This is a genomic window from Pseudomonas sp. GW821-FHT07B01, assembly GCF_059419065.1.
On sequence record NZ_JBWKRA010000004.1, the window covers coordinates 148,343 to 164,848 of the forward strand.

Sequence of the window (16,506 nt, forward strand, 5' to 3'; positions counted from 1 at the left end):
GTGCGATTAAGGTTTTGGCTGCACCTGCTTGGCCGTTGTCGGCTGAGTAAGGTGAGTGTTTCCAGGTTTCTGGGGTGAGGCTCAAATGCTCCAGCGAGCACTCAACAAACGTTCATTCAATACGTCAGGGTCCAGCGGTTTTGGCCGGCGCGCCATGGCGCTGTAGAGCTGCTCCAGGGCTTCGTGCAGACGCTGTTCGAGTACCGGCACCAACTGCGCCTGGACACTGCCCTCGCCATAGGCGATCTGGCTGTCTTCGGCAAAAATACCGTGGAGCAATTCCTGGGCCTTGAGGGCCGACAGCACCGGCTTCAGGGCGTAGTCCACCGCCAGCATGTGGGCAATGCTGCCGCCGGTCGCCATCGGCAACACCACCTTATGGGCCAGCGCACGCTCCGGCAGCAGGTCCAGTACGGTTTTCAACGCCCCGGAAAACGACGCCTTGTACACCGGCGTGGCGATCACCAGGCCGTCGGCATTGGCGACTTGTTGCAGCAGGTCAATGACCTTGGGGCTGTCGAAGCGTGCGTGCAGCAAGTCTTCAGCCGGGAAGTCCCGTACCTGGTAACTCACCACTTCCACGCCCTGCTGTTGCAGCCACTGACGGGTTTTATCCAGCAAGACCCCGGAGCGGGAACGCTGGCTGGGACTGCCTCCAAGTGTTACGACCAGCATGCAGGAGATTCCTTGAGCAAGTGTCGGCGGTTCGCTGTACGGCGATGGCGCCAAGATGGGATAGACCTTATCAGCAGATTTATATATCTATAAATCTTATTTATTCATTTGTTTATTCCATAAATACATAAGCGTTTAACCAATCGCCAGGCGAAAAAAAAGGCCGTCGAAACGGCCTGAAAACCCCTGCTGTGTGAGACGGTTTGCAACTTGAAGCCTGTGCTGTTCATGAGGCCGCCATCGCGGGCAAGCCCCGCTCCCACAGGGGAATGCGGTCAACTGTGGGAGCCGGGCTTGCCCGCGCTGGCGATATCAGCCTTAACGATTGGGTTGTGGGGTAAGACGCAGGTACGGCTTCACCGCGCGATAGCCCTTGGGAAAGCGTTTCTTGATCTCTTCCTCGTCCTTGAGTGACGGCACGATCACCACCTCATCCCCATCCTGCCAGTTGGCCGGCGTCGCCACTTTGTGGTTGTCGGTCAGTTGCAGGGAGTCGATCACCCGCAGGATTTCATGGAAATTACGCCCGGTGCTGGCCGGGTAGGTGATGGTCAGGCGAATCTTCTTGTTCGGGTCGATCACGAACAAGGAGCGCACGGTAAGGGTATCGCTGGCATTCGGGTGGATCAGGTCGTAGAGGTCCGAGACCTTGCGGTCTGCATCGGCCAGGATCGGGAAGTTGACCACGGTGTTCTGGGTCTCGTTGATGTCGTCGATCCATTTGTGATGCGAGTCCACCGGGTCTACCGACAGGGCGATGGCCTTGACGCCACGCTTGGCGAATTCATCCTTGAGCTTGGCGGTGAAACCCAGTTCGGTGGTGCACACCGGCGTAAAGTCCGCAGGGTGGGAAAACAACACACCCCAGCTGTCGCCCAGCCATTCGTGGAAACGAATCTTGCCGGCGCTGGAATCCTGCTCGAAGTCGGGGGCGATATCGCCCAGTCTTAGGCTCATGGTATGGCTCCTGGTGAGTGCTTATGGAGCCCACTGTGCATGGATTTTTGCTGATTTAAAAAGAATAAATATCGATTTATCTAGACGATAAAGGAATATTAAAAATCAGTTCATTGGACTTGGGAACGGCCTGAGGCCAACATCGCTTACAAGGTTCGAGAAGGCCTTGAGACGCTGCAAAAAAGAGGAACTCAGGAAGGGCTTGCGGGGGTTGAGCCCGACTTGAACAGCAAGACACCTTGCCCGGCATTGCGCCGGGCAAGGTTTTACAGTCTTACAACAGCGGGATCGAGTAGCTGACGATCAAGCGGTTTTCGTCCTGGTTACGCGCGTTGGCGATGTCGCTGCGCCACATAGCGTTTTTCCACGCCACGCCGACGTTTTTCAGCGGACCTTCCGGTACGACGTAGGCAACAGTGATGTCACGTTCCCACTCGGACTGGCCGGTGAACTCGGTACGGTTGCTGGCGACGGTGTCGATATGATCACCTTTCAGGTAAACCACACCGGCGGTCAGGCCAGGCACGCCGACTTTGGCGAAGTCGTAGGAGTAGCGAGCTTGCCAGGTGCGCTCGCCGGCACGGGCGAACTTCTGGATCTGCATGTCGGTGGTGATGTAAGCCGACGAGCCGTCACCCTGGTTCAGCCAAGGGAAGTCGCTGCTGCCGTTGCTGACCTGGTAACCGCCACCGAAGGTGTGGCCGGCAACCGAGTACAGGAACAGGCCGCTGTACAGGTTGTTGTCGACTTTGCCACGGCCGGAGTTCACGCCGCTGTAGTTGCCCGTCGAGAAGTAAGCGGACTGGTTGCCGTTGTTACCATCGTCGGAGCTGTTGAAGTAGCGCAGGTCAGACTTCAGCACGCCAGGACCAATGGCCCAGTTGTGGGTCAGGCCCAGGAAGTGTTGCTTGTAGAAATCTTCCAGGTTGCCGTAGTAGTACTGGGCGGTCAGATCCTTGGTGATCTTGTAGTCGCCACCGGCGTAGTAGAACTTGTTGCTCGAACGCCAGTTCACACCACGGCTGTTGGCGCCGGAGATGGACAGGCTTTCGTTGTTGCTGGAGTTACGGCCCTTGGCCTTTTCGATCTGGCCAGCAACCAGGGTCAGGTCCTTGATATCGCTGGAGGTGATCTGGCCACCCTGGAAGGTTTGCGGCAGCATACGACCATCGTTGGTGACGATGACCGGCAGCTTGGGCTGCAAGGTACCCAGCTTCAGTTCGGTTTGAGAGATCTTGGCTTTGGCAGTCAGGCCCAGGCTGGAGTAGTTATCAACGGCTTCGCCATTGGACTTGCTCGGGAAGATCGTGCCGCCGTAGGAGCTGGCAGTCGCGCCGTTGGTGCCACCGCCGGAATCCAGGCGAACACCCAGCAGGCCGATAGCGTCCAGACCGAAGCCGACGGTGCCTTGGGTGTAACCGGAGATGAAACGCAGATCGAAGCCTTGGCCCCATTCTTCGTTGCGGCTCGGGTTGGCCGTGCCTTCGCGGTTATCGGTGTTGATGTAGAAGTTACGCAGGCCCAGTGTGGCCTTGCTGTCTTCGATGAAACCGGCAGCGCCTGCTTGCTGGGCGATTGCGCCCAACGTTACAGCCACAGCCAAGGTGGACTTCTTCATGTACCGCTCCTCTCATTTCTAATTTTTGTATTTCTTTGGTCTCGGGTCTGACGCCCTCGATCCACAGATGCGCGATTAGCGCCAGATAGTGACCACCAAGTCAATCGTAACCTTGTGTGTCTACTACCTTCGTCTAATCGCAGTTGATTTGGTCCCTGCAGGGTAATGAGTTTTTCATACACCCAAAAAGAATTATTTCATTCTTTTTCATACGATCCAGGAATAAGACTTTCCGTGAAGCTGGTCGGTCAGGATAGACGCGCCGCTTCATAAGCTAATTCCTAAAGGGTATTTACTGGTGCTTTTTTAGATCGATTAGTGTTGCCGTACGGTTGCATACGTCACTCACGATCAAAAAGGCGACGCCATCATGGCCAAACGCACATCCTCCCGTCAATTTGTTACAGTTTTTGTATCGCTATTACTTTCTTTTGGTGTCAACGCCGCCGACCTGACGGTGGGCTACCAGACCGGCATCGATCCCAGCAAGGTTCCCCAGGCCGACGGCCTGTACGAAAAAGCCATCGGCGAAAAAATCGCCTGGCGCCGCTTCAACAGCGGGCCAGAGGTGGTCACGGCCATCGCTTCGGGTGATGTACAAATCGGCAACCTCGGCTCCAGCCCGCTCGCGGCGGCGGCCTCGCGCAACCTGCCAATTGTGGCGTTTATCGTATCGGCACAGATCAACGCTTCTGAAGCCCTGGTGGTGCGCAACGGCAGTGGCATCGATAAACCCCAGGACCTGATCGGCAAAACCATCGCCACGCCCTTCGTCTCCACCTCCCATTACAGCCTGCTCGGCGCGCTGAAACACTGGGGGCTGGACACCAAACAAGTCAAAGTGGTGAACCTGCAACCGGCCGAAATCGCCGCCGCCTGGAAGCGTGGCGATATTGATGGAGCTTTTGTGTGGTCACCGGCCCTGGGCGAAATCCGCAAGACCGGAAAAACCCTGACAGACGCGGCGCAGGTGGGCCAATGGGGCGCACCGACGTTTGAGGTGTGGGTGGCGCGCAAGGATTTTGCGCAAAAACATCCTGACGTAGTGGCCAAGTTCGCCAAAGTTACCCTAGATGCCTTTGCCGACTATGCCGCCCACAAAGACAGCTGGACGGTGGATTCCGAGCCAGTGCAGAAAATCGCCAAATTGACAGGTTCAAATGCCGACGACATTCCGGAACTGTTGGCCGGTACGACGTTTCCGGATGCGCAGGCACAGCAAACCGCTGCGCTGCTCAAGGGCGGCACGGCGAAGGCGATTGAGGAAACGGCGAAGTTCCTGAAGGAACAGGGGAAGGTGGAGACGGTGCTGCCGGATTATTCGGCCTATGTGACCGACAAATTCGTCACACAATAAATACAGTCTTTGGTGGGAGCTGGCTTGCCTGCGATGCCAGCAACTCGGTCCTGCAGTTAAACCGAGGCGCCGCTATCGCAGGCAAGCCAGCTCCCACACAGAGCCGTACTCTTTTACAGGGCCTTTTCAAAGATCTTGGAGTTGCGCTGATAGTTGTACAGCGACGCCCGCGCCGACGGCAGGCGGTCCACGCTGCTGGGTACAAAGCCGCGTTCGCGGAACCAGTGGGCCGTACGGGTGGTGAGTACAAAGAGGGTTTTCAAGCCCTGGGCGCGTGCCCGGGTCTGGATGCGTTCGAGCAATACATCGCCTCGCGCGCCGTGGCGGTACTCCGGGTTCACTGCCAGGCACGCCAACTCCCCCGCATCCGAATCCGCGATCTGATAGAGCGCCGCGCAGGCGATGATCATGCCTTCGCGCTCGACCACGCTGAACTGTTCGATCTCACGCTCCAGCACTTCCCGCGAACGGCGCACCAGAATGCCCTGCTCTTCCAGCGGGCTGATCAGGTCCAGCAAACCGCCGACGTCTTCGATCGCCGCTTCGCGCACCAGTTCGAATTGCTCCTGGGCCACCAGCGTACCGCCGCCGTCGCGGGTAAACAGCTCGGTGAGCAAGGCGCCATCTTCGGCGTAGCTGACGATATGGCTGCGCCCTACTCCACCCCGGCAGGCTTCGGCAGCGGCATCGAGCAGTTCGGCTTGATAGTTGCTGCCCAGGCGCTGCAGGTGCGCGGGTACTTGCTGTGGGCGCAATTCACGCACCAGGCGGCCGTTCTCATCGATCAGACCGGGATCGGCGCCAAACAGCAGCAACTTGTCGGCGCCCAGGTCGATGGCGGCGCGGGTGGCGACGTCTTCGCAGGCCAGGTTGAAGATCTCGCCGGTGGGCGAATACCCCAACGGCGACAGCAGCACGATAGAGCGCTCATCCAACAGGCGGTTGATGCCCTTGCGGTCGACCCGGCGCACTTCGCCGGTGTGGTGGTAGTCCACGCCTTCAAGCACGCCGATTGGCCGTGCGGTGACCAGGTTGCCGCTGGCCACACGCAGGCGCGAGCCCTGCATCGGCGAGGACGCCATGTCCATGGACAAGCGCGCCTCGATGGCAATACGCAGATGGCCCACCGCGTCGATCACACACTCCAGCGTCGCGGCATCGGTGATGCGCAAGCCTTCGTGGTAAGCCGGGGTAAGGCCGCGTGCTTCAAGGCGGGTTTCGATTTGCGGGCGCGAGCCATGCACCAGCACCAAGCGCACACCCAGGCTATGAAGCAGCACCAGGTCGTGGACGATATTGCCGAAGTTGGGGTGGTCCACACCATCGCCGGGCAGCATGACCACAAAGGTGCAGTCGCGGTGGGCGTTGATGTAGGGCGAAGCGTGACGAAGCCAGTTGACGTATTCGGGCATAACACCTGGGCCTGTAATAAAAAGCAGCCAAATAAAGGATCGATCGTGAAAGCGCACAGCGGCTGATGGTTATCGTCGGAACAGGCTTGGCGACACGCTCACTCTCCTTATGTACGAATGGGCAGGGGTTAATTTATGCAGGTTTCAGGCAGTAGTGTTCGATCAGTTCCCGCAATAGACGCACTGTAGGCGTCAAGCGTGACATTTCAAGGTACTCGCCAGGCTGGTGGGCGCAGGCAATGTCGCCAGGGCCGAGCACCAGGGTTTCGCAACCAAGGCGCTGAAGATAAGGCGCTTCGGTGCCGAACGCTACTGCTTCGGCACGATGACCGGTCAAACGCTCCGCCACCCGCACCAACTCGGCGTCTTCGGGCTGCTCAAAGGGTGGCACTTCGGGGAACAACGGCGCGTAGTCGATCTTGACCTTATGCCGCTCGGCCAGGGGTTCGAGCTTCTGGCGGATCGCGGCGCGCAGCACCTCGGGGTCCATGCCCGGCAGGGGTCGCAGGTCGAACTCCAGGGAGCACTGGCCGCAGATGCGGTTGGGGTTGTCGCCGCCGTGAATGCAGCCGAAGTTCATCGTCGGCTGCGGCACGCTGAATTGCGCGTTGCGGTACTCGCGCTGCCAGGCCAGGCGCAGGCCGCGCAGTTCGCCGATGGCGTCATGCATGGCTTCCAGGGCGCTATGGCCCAGGCTGGGGTCCGACGAGTGGCCACTGCGCCCGAGGATCTCGATGCGTTCCATCATCACGCCCTTGTGCAGGCGGATCGGCTTGAGCCCGGTCGGCTCGCCGATCACAGCTGCACGACCTAATGGGCGCCCCGCCTCGGCCAGCGCACGGGCACCGGACATAGAGCTTTCCTCATCACAGGTGGCCAGGATCAACAGCGGTTGCTTGAAGGGTTGGTCCAGTAGCGGCAACACCGCGTCGATAACCAGTGCGAAGAACCCCTTCATGTCACAACTGCCCAGCCCTACCCAGCGACCATCGACTTCCGTCAGCTTGAGCGGGTCGGTGTTCCACAGCGCCGCGTCATACGGCACGGTATCGCTATGCCCCGCCAACACCAAGCCACCGGGGCCGCTGCCGAAACTGGCCAACAGGTTGAACTTGCCGGGGCTGACTGGTTGGATATCGATGGCAAAGCCCAGGTCGCCCAGCCAAGCGGCGAGCAGGTCGATCACCGGGCGATTGCTCTGGTCGAGAGACGCCTGGGTGCAGCTCACCGACGGCGCGGCGATCAAGGCGGCGAACTGCTCTTTCATGGACGGTAACGGCATGCGCGGTCTCCCAACTTCCCGGATGAACCTCACTATAGAGGCATCTGCGCAACACAATAAACCGTTGCGGCACGTTGCCGGGCTCAGTCCTGTACACTGCACGACCTTGGCAGCCACACTTTTCCCCGGCTGCGCTCCCGATCCTGGATTTTCCGGCCATGCAGAAAGAAACCGAAATCAAGCTACGCGTCAGCCGCGAAACACTCGCCGCGCTGCGTGAGCACCCGTTACTGAAAAAACGCAACAAAAGTGGCTGGGAACGCCGTGAGTTGATGAACCAGTACTTCGACACCCCCGAGCGTGACCTGGCCCAGGCCAAGGTTGCCCTGCGCCTGCGCAAGGACGGTGACGACATCATCCAGACCCTCAAGACCCGCGGCCAAAGCGTCGCCGGCTTGTCGGAACGCAACGAATACAACTGGGACCTGCCCAAAGCCAAGCTCGACGTGAAGAAACTCGATGGCGAGTGCTGGCCCGAGCAACTGGCCGAGCTGGACAAAAAGACCCTCAAGCCGATCTTCACCACCGACTTCGTGCGTGAACGCGCCGAGATCGCCTGGGGCCGTGGCAAGGCCAAGGTGGTGATCGAAGCCGCCCTGGACCTGGGCCATGTGGTGGTCGGCAAGCAGAAAGAAGAAATCTGCGAGCTGGAACTGGAACTGCGCGAAGGCGAACCGGCGGCCCTGCTGGAACTGGCCGCCGAGCTGGCCGCAACCCTGGCCCTGATGCCGTGCGACATCAGCAAGGCCGAACGCGGCTATCGCCTGTATGACGCCAGCAGCTACTCCCTGAGCCTGCCGGCGCCACAGATCCACGCCGAAATGCCATTGGACGACGCCTTCGCCGCGATCCTGTGGCACCTGCTGGGCAGCAGCCAGCGCCTGGCTGAGCAATACCGCTTCAATGGCCACTGGCGCCTGCTGCAGGACTGGGTCGAGAACCTCGGCGAGTTGCGCGCCCTGATCGGCAGCCTCGGTCAGGCCGCGCCGCGCCAATCCACCAGCGAACTGCGCAGCGCCCTGGATGCGTTGCTGGAAGACTGGCGCCCGCTGGTCCAGGCCGGTGACGACGATGAAGACATTCGCAAAGCCGCGCCGGAACAGTTCATCGAAGAGCTGCAAGACGTGCGCTGGGGCCTGTTCTCACTCAATCTCTCGCGCTGGCTGCTGGCCCGTACCTGGACGGCCGAGCGTAACGTGCGCGGCAACCGCCAGGGCGCTGCGCAAATCACCAACTGGCTGCCACGCCTGTTGGCCGACGACGCCGTCGCCCTGCAACTGCAGCGCTACCAGCAACAGCCGGAAGACCTGGCCGAGCAACTGCCGCGTATCGAACGCATCCAGGCCTGGCTGCACCATGCGCGCCATGTGGTGGACATTCCTGAGCTGGACCGCTTGTACGGCGAGCTGAACAAGCTGGCGCACCTGGCCAACCAGCCGATTACCGATGAATCGCTGGATGCGCGTATGCACCAGGCGATTGCGGTTTATCAGAATCGTGCCTGGAAGACCCTTCTGCGCCTGTAATATCGCTATCGCGGGCAAGCCCGCTCCCACATTTGCTGTGGGAGCGGGCTTGCCCGCGATGAGGCCCTCCCTGTCAGCGCAAGACTGGCAGGCTGGTGGTGGACTTGATCTCCGACAGCGCCACAATCGAGTTGACCTCCTGAATCCCCGGCACCATCGACAACTTCTCGAAGAAAAACCGCTCGTACGCCTCGATATCCGAGGTGACGATACGCAGCAGAAAATCCACCGCCCCCATCAGCACATAGCACTCCAACACTTCCGGAAACCCGCGAATCGCCTCGGTGAACTCGGTGAAATTGGAGCGACCGTGGGCGTTGAGTTTGACCTCGGCGAAAATCTGCGTGTTGAGCCCGATTTTCTTGCGGTCCAGCAGGGTGACCTGGCCGCGGATCACGCCCTCCTCCTTGAGCCGCTGAATACGCCGCCAGCATGGCGACTGCGACAGGCCGACCTGCTCGGCAATCTGTGCACTGGAGAGCGAGGCATCCTCTTGCAGCAAGGCCAGGATGCGGCGGTCGTAGGCGTCCAACTCACTGTGCATAAAAGTACCTATGAATAGGCTTATTTTGAATTGTTCTGGTCGATTTATCGCCAAACAGGCTTATTTTAGATAAGAAATCTCCCCAGGCGAATGTAAAAATTTCTCCAGTCTAAACTGGAGAGTCAGCATGCATGCCGTCGAAACCGCCTACCCCGCCACCCGCGTCGATGCGTGGGCCGCCAATAGCAGCCACTGCCAGGCGCACTATCGCATCGTCGCCGAGGCTGAACCGGACGTGCTGTGCCGGGTGCTGAACTACTTCGCGCTGCAATTGCTCACGCCCACCCAGGTCAGCATGAACCGGGAAGCCGACCTGCTGAGCATCGATATCGTGATGACCGGCCTGAGCTGGCACCGCGCCCAGGTGATCGGTGAAAAGATTCGAAACCTGATCAGCGTCTGCACCCTGGAACTGTGGTCCGCTGATTCCGAGCGGCCTCAAGCGCTGGCGGCGATGGCGCAGTAAAAACCGGCAATACAAGCGCCAGCAGGATCTTCAGCGGCTGGCTAGCCTGGGATTACCCCCACGCCCCAGGAAAACCTGCATGCCCGGCGCCACTCACGATCACCCCTTGGAACTGCAGCAATTATTGCCGGCGTTGGTCGAGCAAGGGCTGATCACGGCGCAGGCGGCGCAAAAGGTGGCGCCAGCGTCCGGCAGCCAGCATCCCTTGGAATGCATCGCAGCCCAGGGCCCTTGCCTGGAGGCCTTGACCCAATGGCTGGCCCGGCAGGTAGGCCAACCTTACCTGCGCATCGACCCGTTGAAGATTGATGTGGCAGCCGTGGTGCCGTTGATGTCCCACGCCTTTGCCCAGCGCCACGGCATTCTTGCAGTCGCCGTCGATACCCACAGCGTGACGATCGCCAGTGCCCAACCCCATGTCACCACCTGGGAAGCCGGACTGTCCCAGGTGCTCAGACGCACGATCAAGCGCGTGGTTGCCAACCCCAGCGATATCCAGCGCGGTATCAACGAGTTTTATCGTTTAGCCAAGTCCGTCAGCGGTGCGGATCAAAAAATGACGGCGCCTGGCAATGTCGACTTGCTCAGCCTCGGCGCCAGCGACAAGGAGCCGGACGCCAACGACGCGCATATCGTCAACATCGTCGACTGGCTGCTGCAATACGCCTTTGGCCAACGAGCCAGCGACATCCATATCGAGCCCTGCCGCGACCAGGGTCGGGTGCGCTTTCGCATTGATGGGCTGCTGCATGACGTCTATCAATTTCCCCCGCAGGTCACCATGGCCGTGGTCAGCCGCCTGAAAAGCCTGGGGCGAATGAACGTGGCCGAAAAACGCAAACCCCAGGATGGCCGCGTCAAGACCCGGAACCCTGCGGGTGTCGAAGTGGAATTGCGGCTTTCGACCCTGCCCACGGCATTCGGCGAAAAACTGGTGATGCGAATTTTCGACCCACAGGTGCTGCTCAAGGATTTCGACCAGTTGGGTTTGTCCAGCGCCGACCAGCAACGCTGGCACGCCATGACGCGACGCACCCACGGCATCATCCTCGTCACAGGCCCGACCGGCTCAGGCAAGACCAGCACCCTCTACACCACCCTCAGGCAACTGGCGACCCGCGAGGTCAACCTGTGCACGGTGGAAGACCCGATTGAAATGGTCGAGCCGGCCTTCAACCAGATGCAGGTCCAGCACAACATCGACCTCACGTTCGCCAGCGGCATCCGCGCCCTGCTGCGCCAGGACCCGGACATCATCATGATCGGCGAAATCCGCGACCAGGAAACCGCAGAGATGGCTATCCAGGCCGCGCTGACCGGGCACCTGGTTTTCTCGACCTTGCACACCAACGATGCACCCAGCGCCATCAGCCGCCTGCAGGAACTGGGCGTTGCTCACTATTTGATCAAAGCCACGCTCATAGGTGTGATGGCGCAGCGCCTGGTGCGGCTTCTGTGCAGCCACTGCAAGCACCCCGCGGGCCTGGAGGACGATGGCGGCTACGAAGCTGTCGGCTGTGCACACTGCCGTGACAGCGGTTATCGAGGCCGGGCCGGACTGTATGAAATCATGCTCATGGACCCGGCACTCCAGGCGCTGGTCACTCCAGGCGCGGACGTACAAACCCTGCGCCGTGGGGCACTGGCGCAGGGCATGAGCAGCCTGCGCATGGCCGGCATCGAGAAAGTGAAGGCCGGGCTGACCACGATGACGGAGGTGTTGCGGGTCACGCCAGGGGATTCAGAAACAAATCCTTTGTTTGTTGGGCCATGAAACCGTCCTTATCCGTGACCAGACCGTTACAATCGGCCTAATGTCATTCACTGACACCTTCAGATAGGGAATCGCTATGCAGATCGGAACCGTACTGCTTCTTTTCGTGGGCTTGGCCATCGCCATTCTGTTCATGGGGTTCAAAGTGGTGCCCCAGGGCTACCAATGGACTGTCGAGCGTTTCGGCCGCTACACCAACACCCTCAAGCCCGGCCTGAATATCATCATCCCGGTCATGGACCGCATCGGTCGCAAGATCAACGTGATGGAAAGCGTGCTGGATATCCCGCCTCAAGAAGTCATCACCGCCGACAATGCCACCGTGCAGATCGATGCCGTGTGCTTCTTCCAGGTGGTCAACACCGCCCAGGCCGCCTATGAGGTCAACAACCTCGAACATGCTATCCGCAACCTGCTGCAGACCAATATCCGTACCGTACTCGGCTCCATGGAACTGGACGCCATGCTGAGCCAGCGCGACGGCATCAACGAAAAACTCCTGCGCACCGTGGATGAAGCCACTGCGCCATGGGGCATCAAGATCACCCGTATCGAGATCAAGGATATCAGCCCGCCTGCCGACCTGATGGCCGCCATGTCCGGCCAAATGAAAGCCGAACGGATCAAGCGCGCACAGATCCTCGAAGCCGAAGGCCTGCGGGCGTCGGCGATCCTGACAGCGGAAGGCAAAAAGCAGGCGCAAATCCTTGAAGCCGAAGGCAGCCGCCAGGCAGCGTTCCTGGAGTCCGAGGCCCGCGAGCGCCAGGCCGAAGCCGAAGCGCGGGCGACACAAGTGGTGTCCGAAGCTATTGCGTCGGGCAATGTGCAGGCGGTGAACTACTTCGTCGCGCAAAAATACATCGACGCCCTGGGCAAACTCGCCTCGGCCAACAACAGCAAGGTCATCCTGATGCCGCTGGAAGCCAGCCAGGTGATTGGCGCCGTGGGCGGTATCGGCGAAATCGTCAAGGCAACCTTCGGCAACCAGAAAGGCTGAGGCCAACACCATGTGGGACTTTTTGCTGCATTTGTCGTTTTGGGACTGGTTAGCCCTGGGCACCGTGCTGTTGATTCTCGAGGTGTTCGGTGCCGGAGGCTACCTGCTCTGGATGGGCATCGCCGCCGCAGCCGTGGGCGTGATCAAGTTCCTGTTCCCGCCGCTGGGGCTGGAATGGCAACTGCTGCTGTTTGCGGTGTTGTCGATACTGACCGCCGTGTACTGGTGGAAACGCCAACGCAGCAGTGCCAAGGCCAGCGATCAACCGGGGTTGAACGAGCGCGGTTCAGAGTTGGTCGGGCGCACTTTCGTGGTGCATCAAGCCATTGTGGATGGCCGCGGCAAGGTCAAAGTCGGCGATGGCGTGTGGATGGTCACCGGTGCCGACGCCCCCGTGGGCGCTCAAGTCCGCGTGGTTGGCCAGGATGGGGTGATTTTGAAGGTTGAAACTGTTTAGTCAGTGATGGAACTGGATCGGGTTAACTACAATCAAAACGTACAGATAACCCACCGGAGTCACCCATCATGCGTCTCAAATATGCTGTCGCAACCCTCGCTGTGCTTTCCCTACCTGTCGGCTCAGCCATGGCCGATAGCTTCTGGCGTAATGTCATCTCGTCGGGCGCCACCACTGGCTCGACTTACCTGACGTTCAAGGACCACAAGCTGGTGGTCGCCGCCCAGGACGACGCAGGCAGCTTCGTCGCCAGCGACGGCGGCATTCGCGGCCCGTACCTGGAAGCGGCCATGCAGAAGGTCCGCGCCGACAACCCTGGCCTCCAAGCCACCGACATGGAACTGGCTAACGCCATCCTGGCGAAGAATGCTGTAACCGAGTAACAACTGCCCTCATAAAAAATGCCGCTTTCTCAAGCGGCATTTTTTTGCCTGCTGCATGACGAATCGTTCATGGATGACAGGCTATATTCAGTCTCAGCGTGCAACCATGCCCTACTGACACGTCTATTTTTCATTGCCTACCTGAAACGGATGCCTTCTTCGTCATGAGCCAACAGCCCTTCCTGCCGTTTTCCAAACCGACCATTGATGAAGCCACCATCGCGGCGGTCGGCGATGTTCTGCGTTCCGGCTGGATCACCAGCGGGCCAAAGGTGCAGGCGTTCGAAGCACAGTTGTCAGACTATTTTGGCGGACGTCCGGTGCGCACCTTCAACTCGGGCACCTGCACCATGGAGATCGCCTTGCGCATCGCCGGGATCGGGCCTGGGGATGAAGTCATCACCACGCCAATCTCCTGGGTTGCCACGGCCAACGTGATTCTCGAAGTCGGTGCCACTCCGGTCTTTGCCGACATCGACCCGGTGACGCGCAATATCGACCTGGCCCAGGTGGAAGCCGCCATTACTCCGCGCACCAAGGCGATCATCCCGGTCTACCTGGCCGGCTTGCCCCTGGATATGCCGATGCTCTACGCGCTGGCCAACAAGTACAACCTGCGCATTGTCGAAGATGCTGCCCAGGCCCTGGGGTCCAGCTGGGATGGAGAACGCATCGGCGCAACTGGCGACTTCGTGTCCTTCAGCTTCCAGGCGAACAAGAACATTACGTCGTCCGAAGGCGGCTGCCTGGTGTTGAACAATGCCGAGGAGGCCCGTCTGGCAGAGAAGTACCGCCTGCAAGGCGTCACCCGCAGCGGCTTCGATGGCCTGGATGTGGATGTGCTGGGTGGCAAGTTCAACATGACCGACATTGCCGCTGCCATCGGCCTGGGGCAATTTGCGCACATCGAGAAAATCACCGCCCATCGTCAGAACCTGGCACGGCACTACTTCAAATGCTTCGGCAGCAATTTCGAAGCCCAATACGGCGCGCAACTGCCGCCGGCCGACTTCGAAAACAGCAACTGGCACCTGTTCCAACTGGTATTGCCGGAGCGCCAGGATGGCCTGCCAGCCCGTGCGACGTTCATGGAGCAGATGCAGGCCCACGGCGTGGGTATCGGCTATCACTACCCGCCGATCCACCTGCTGAGCCTCTATCGGGCACAGGGTTTCAAGGAAGGCATGTTCCCGGTGGCCGAACGTGTTGGGCGTTTGATCGTGTCGTTGCCGATGTTCACGGCGATGACAGAGGCGGATGTGGAGCGGGCTGTAGCGGCGGTTAAAGCCGTACTGAAAAAAGACTGATCACAACAAATCAACTGTGGGAGCTGGCTTGCCTGCGATGCTGGCACCTCGGTGTATCGGTGATACCCGGGTGATCCAATCGCAGGCAAGCCAGCTCCCACATTGAGGTGTGCTGTTGCAGCTGTTGTGTTTATTCGCCGATGGCGGCTTTGTAGCCGGCGGCATCCAGCAGTTTGTCCAGCTCGGCCTTGTCGCTTGGCTTGAGCTTGAAGATCCAGGCGCCGTACGGGTCAGAGTTCAACAGCTCAGGACTGCCACCCAATTCTTCGTTGACGGCAAGCACTTCGCCCGCAATCGGCGAGTAGATATCCGAAGCGGCCTTGACCGACTCCACCACGCCCGCCTGGTCTTGAGCGGCAAACACCTTGCCCACTTCGGTCAGTTCAACAAACACCACATCACCCAAAGCTTCCTGTGCATGGTCGGAGATCCCGACGGTCACGGTGCCGTCAGCTTCCAGACGAGCCCATTCGTGACTTTCGGCAAAACGCAGGTCGGCAGGGATATTGCTCATAGTCTGTGTCCTCAAGATGAAATGTCAGCGGCCATTGGCCTGCCGGAATTGGTTAGATCAGGGTTTTGCCATGACGCACGAAGGTCGGCTTGACCACTCGAACCGGATACCACTTGCCGCGGATTTCCACTTCGGCCCGGTCGGCAGTCGCCGTCGGCACACGCGCCAGCGCAATGGATTTGCTTAGCGTAGGCGAGAAACTACCACTGGTGATCTCTCCTTCGCCAACATTGGCGATACGAACCACTTGGTGAGCACGCAGCACACCACGCTCTTCAAGGACGAGCCCGACCAGTTTGAACTGCACGCCGGCTGCTTTTTCTGCTTCCAGCGCAGCGCGGCCAATGAAGTTACGCTCGACAGGTTCCCAGGCGATGCTCCAGGCCATGTTGGCCGCCAGGGGTGAGACGGCCTGGTGAATATCCTGGCCATACAGGTTCATGCCGGCCTCCAGGCGCAAGGTATCGCGCGCACCGAGGCCGATGGGGGAAATGCCCGCGCCCACCAGGTCGTTGAAAAAGCCCGGTGCCTGATCGGCCGGCAGCACGATTTCGAGGCCGTCTTCGCCGGTATAGCCGGTGCGGGCGATATACCAGTCGCCGTCGGCCCGGCCTTCGAACGGTTTGAGCTGATGGATCAGGATGCCACGGGACTGGGTCACCAGTTCGGCGATTTTCTGCCGGGCGTGGGGGCCTTGGATGGCGAGCATGGCCAACTCGGAGCGCTCATGCAGTTGCACTGAGTAGCTGCCCAGTTGCGCCTGCATCCAGGCCATGTCCTGATCGCGCGTGGCGGCGTTGACCACCAGGCGGTAACCGGTTTCGGTGCGGTAGACGATCATGTCGTCCACCACCCCGCCCTGCTCGTTGAGCATGGCGCTGTATAACGCACGGCCACAGCCGTGCAGTCGGTCGACATCATTGGCCAGCAGGTACTGGAGCCATTCCTTGGCCTGGGGGCCGGTGACATCGATTACGGTCATATGAGATACATCGAAGACCCCGCAGTCGCGCCGCACCTGGTGGTGTTCTTCAACTTGCGAGCCGTAATGCAAAGGCATATCCCAACCGCCAAAATCGACCATTTTCGCGCCGAGGGCGAGATGCAGGTCATACAGAGGCGTACGCTGTCCCATGGGTTTCTCCTTCCGGGCTTGGCGAAGGCGCGCAGAGCTGCCACGTGCGCCGAACACCTTGTACTACAAGGCCCGCAGCCACATACAGCAGGTCGATCCGAA

Annotated in this window: 16 protein-coding genes; 8 read left to right on the plus strand and 8 right to left on the minus strand. The window is 59.9% G+C overall.

Annotated features, from left to right (window positions below; all coding sequences use genetic code 11):
• Positions 1 to 81: 81 nt before the first annotated feature.
• From ssuE to AC07S6_RS06485, 3 genes are all read right to left on the minus strand, one after another.
• On the minus strand, positions 82 to 675 hold the full coding sequence (gene ssuE, locus AC07S6_RS06475; RefSeq protein ID WP_014720392.1) for an NADPH-dependent FMN reductase: 594 nt from the start codon (positions 673 to 675) through the stop codon (positions 82 to 84).
• 318 nt (positions 676 to 993) lie between these two features.
• Positions 994 to 1,632 carry a peroxiredoxin gene (locus AC07S6_RS06480; protein ID WP_098950086.1) on the minus strand — a complete coding sequence of 213 codons (639 nt, stop codon included), beginning with the start codon at positions 1,630 to 1,632 and terminating at the stop codon, positions 994 to 996.
• Between the two features lie 274 nt (positions 1,633 to 1,906).
• Entirely contained in the window at positions 1,907 to 3,250 is a 1,344-nt protein-coding gene (locus AC07S6_RS06485; RefSeq protein WP_034128998.1) for an OprD family porin, read from the minus strand.
• 370 nt (positions 3,251 to 3,620) lie between these two features.
• Between AC07S6_RS06485 and tauA the strand changes: the two genes are divergently transcribed.
• Positions 3,621 to 4,607 (plus strand): taurine ABC transporter substrate-binding protein, encoded by a 987-nt coding sequence (tauA, locus tag AC07S6_RS06490; protein WP_495111947.1) that lies wholly within the window; start codon positions 3,621 to 3,623, stop codon positions 4,605 to 4,607.
• A 113-nt stretch (positions 4,608 to 4,720) separates the two neighbouring features.
• Here the strand turns inward: tauA and argA are convergent, their stop codons facing one another.
• Positions 4,721 to 6,019: an amino-acid N-acetyltransferase gene (gene argA, locus AC07S6_RS06495; RefSeq protein WP_003195273.1), complete on the minus strand. Its 1,299-nt coding sequence runs from the start codon at positions 6,017 to 6,019 to the stop codon at positions 4,721 to 4,723.
• Between the two features lie 133 nt (positions 6,020 to 6,152).
• Complete coding sequence (argE, locus tag AC07S6_RS06500) at positions 6,153 to 7,301, minus strand: acetylornithine deacetylase (protein WP_089041502.1); 1,149 nt, start codon at positions 7,299 to 7,301, stop codon at positions 6,153 to 6,155.
• A 158-nt stretch (positions 7,302 to 7,459) separates the two neighbouring features.
• Between argE and AC07S6_RS06505 the strand changes: the two genes are divergently transcribed.
• Positions 7,460 to 8,827, plus strand: a complete 1,368-nt coding sequence (locus AC07S6_RS06505) for a CYTH domain-containing protein (protein WP_020301821.1) — start codon at positions 7,460 to 7,462, stop codon at positions 8,825 to 8,827.
• Positions 8,828 to 8,900: 73 nt separating this feature from the next.
• On the opposite strand, the gene AC07S6_RS06510 is transcribed toward AC07S6_RS06505, so the two are convergent.
• On the minus strand, positions 8,901 to 9,371 hold the full coding sequence (locus AC07S6_RS06510) for an Lrp/AsnC family transcriptional regulator (protein ID WP_003195279.1): 471 nt from the start codon (positions 9,369 to 9,371) through the stop codon (positions 8,901 to 8,903).
• Positions 9,372 to 9,498: 127 nt separating this feature from the next.
• Between AC07S6_RS06510 and AC07S6_RS06515 the strand changes: the two genes are divergently transcribed.
• The 6 genes from AC07S6_RS06515 to AC07S6_RS06540 all read left to right on the plus strand — a co-directional run bounded on the left by AC07S6_RS06515 (position 9,499) and on the right by AC07S6_RS06540 (position 14,755).
• Complete coding sequence (locus AC07S6_RS06515; protein WP_014720398.1) at positions 9,499 to 9,837, plus strand: ACT-like domain-containing protein; 339 nt, start codon at positions 9,499 to 9,501, stop codon at positions 9,835 to 9,837.
• A 79-nt stretch (positions 9,838 to 9,916) separates the two neighbouring features.
• Positions 9,917 to 11,611 carry a GspE/PulE family protein gene (locus AC07S6_RS06520; protein WP_495111948.1) on the plus strand — a complete coding sequence of 565 codons (1,695 nt, stop codon included), beginning with the start codon at positions 9,917 to 9,919 and terminating at the stop codon, positions 11,609 to 11,611.
• 76 nt (positions 11,612 to 11,687) lie between these two features.
• Positions 11,688 to 12,608, plus strand: coding sequence for an SPFH domain-containing protein (locus tag AC07S6_RS06525; protein WP_003195285.1), 921 nt, complete (start codon positions 11,688 to 11,690; stop codon positions 12,606 to 12,608).
• Between the two features lie 10 nt (positions 12,609 to 12,618).
• Complete coding sequence (locus AC07S6_RS06530; protein WP_014720400.1) at positions 12,619 to 13,065, plus strand: NfeD family protein; 447 nt, start codon at positions 12,619 to 12,621, stop codon at positions 13,063 to 13,065.
• Between the two features lie 68 nt (positions 13,066 to 13,133).
• Entirely contained in the window at positions 13,134 to 13,448 is a 315-nt protein-coding gene (locus tag AC07S6_RS06535) for a DUF2388 domain-containing protein (RefSeq protein ID WP_003176799.1), read from the plus strand.
• A gap of 164 nt (positions 13,449 to 13,612) precedes the next feature.
• On the plus strand, positions 13,613 to 14,755 hold the full coding sequence (locus AC07S6_RS06540) for a DegT/DnrJ/EryC1/StrS family aminotransferase (protein ID WP_014720401.1): 1,143 nt from the start codon (positions 13,613 to 13,615) through the stop codon (positions 14,753 to 14,755).
• Between the two features lie 130 nt (positions 14,756 to 14,885).
• On the opposite strand, the gene gcvH is transcribed toward AC07S6_RS06540, so the two are convergent.
• Complete coding sequence (gene gcvH, locus AC07S6_RS06545; protein WP_020301818.1) at positions 14,886 to 15,269, minus strand: glycine cleavage system protein GcvH; 384 nt, start codon at positions 15,267 to 15,269, stop codon at positions 14,886 to 14,888.
• Positions 15,270 to 15,321: 52 nt separating this feature from the next.
• Positions 15,322 to 16,404: a glycine cleavage system aminomethyltransferase GcvT gene (gene gcvT / locus AC07S6_RS06550; RefSeq protein WP_003195295.1), complete on the minus strand. Its 1,083-nt coding sequence runs from the start codon at positions 16,402 to 16,404 to the stop codon at positions 15,322 to 15,324.
• Positions 16,405 to 16,506 lie beyond the last annotated feature (102 nt).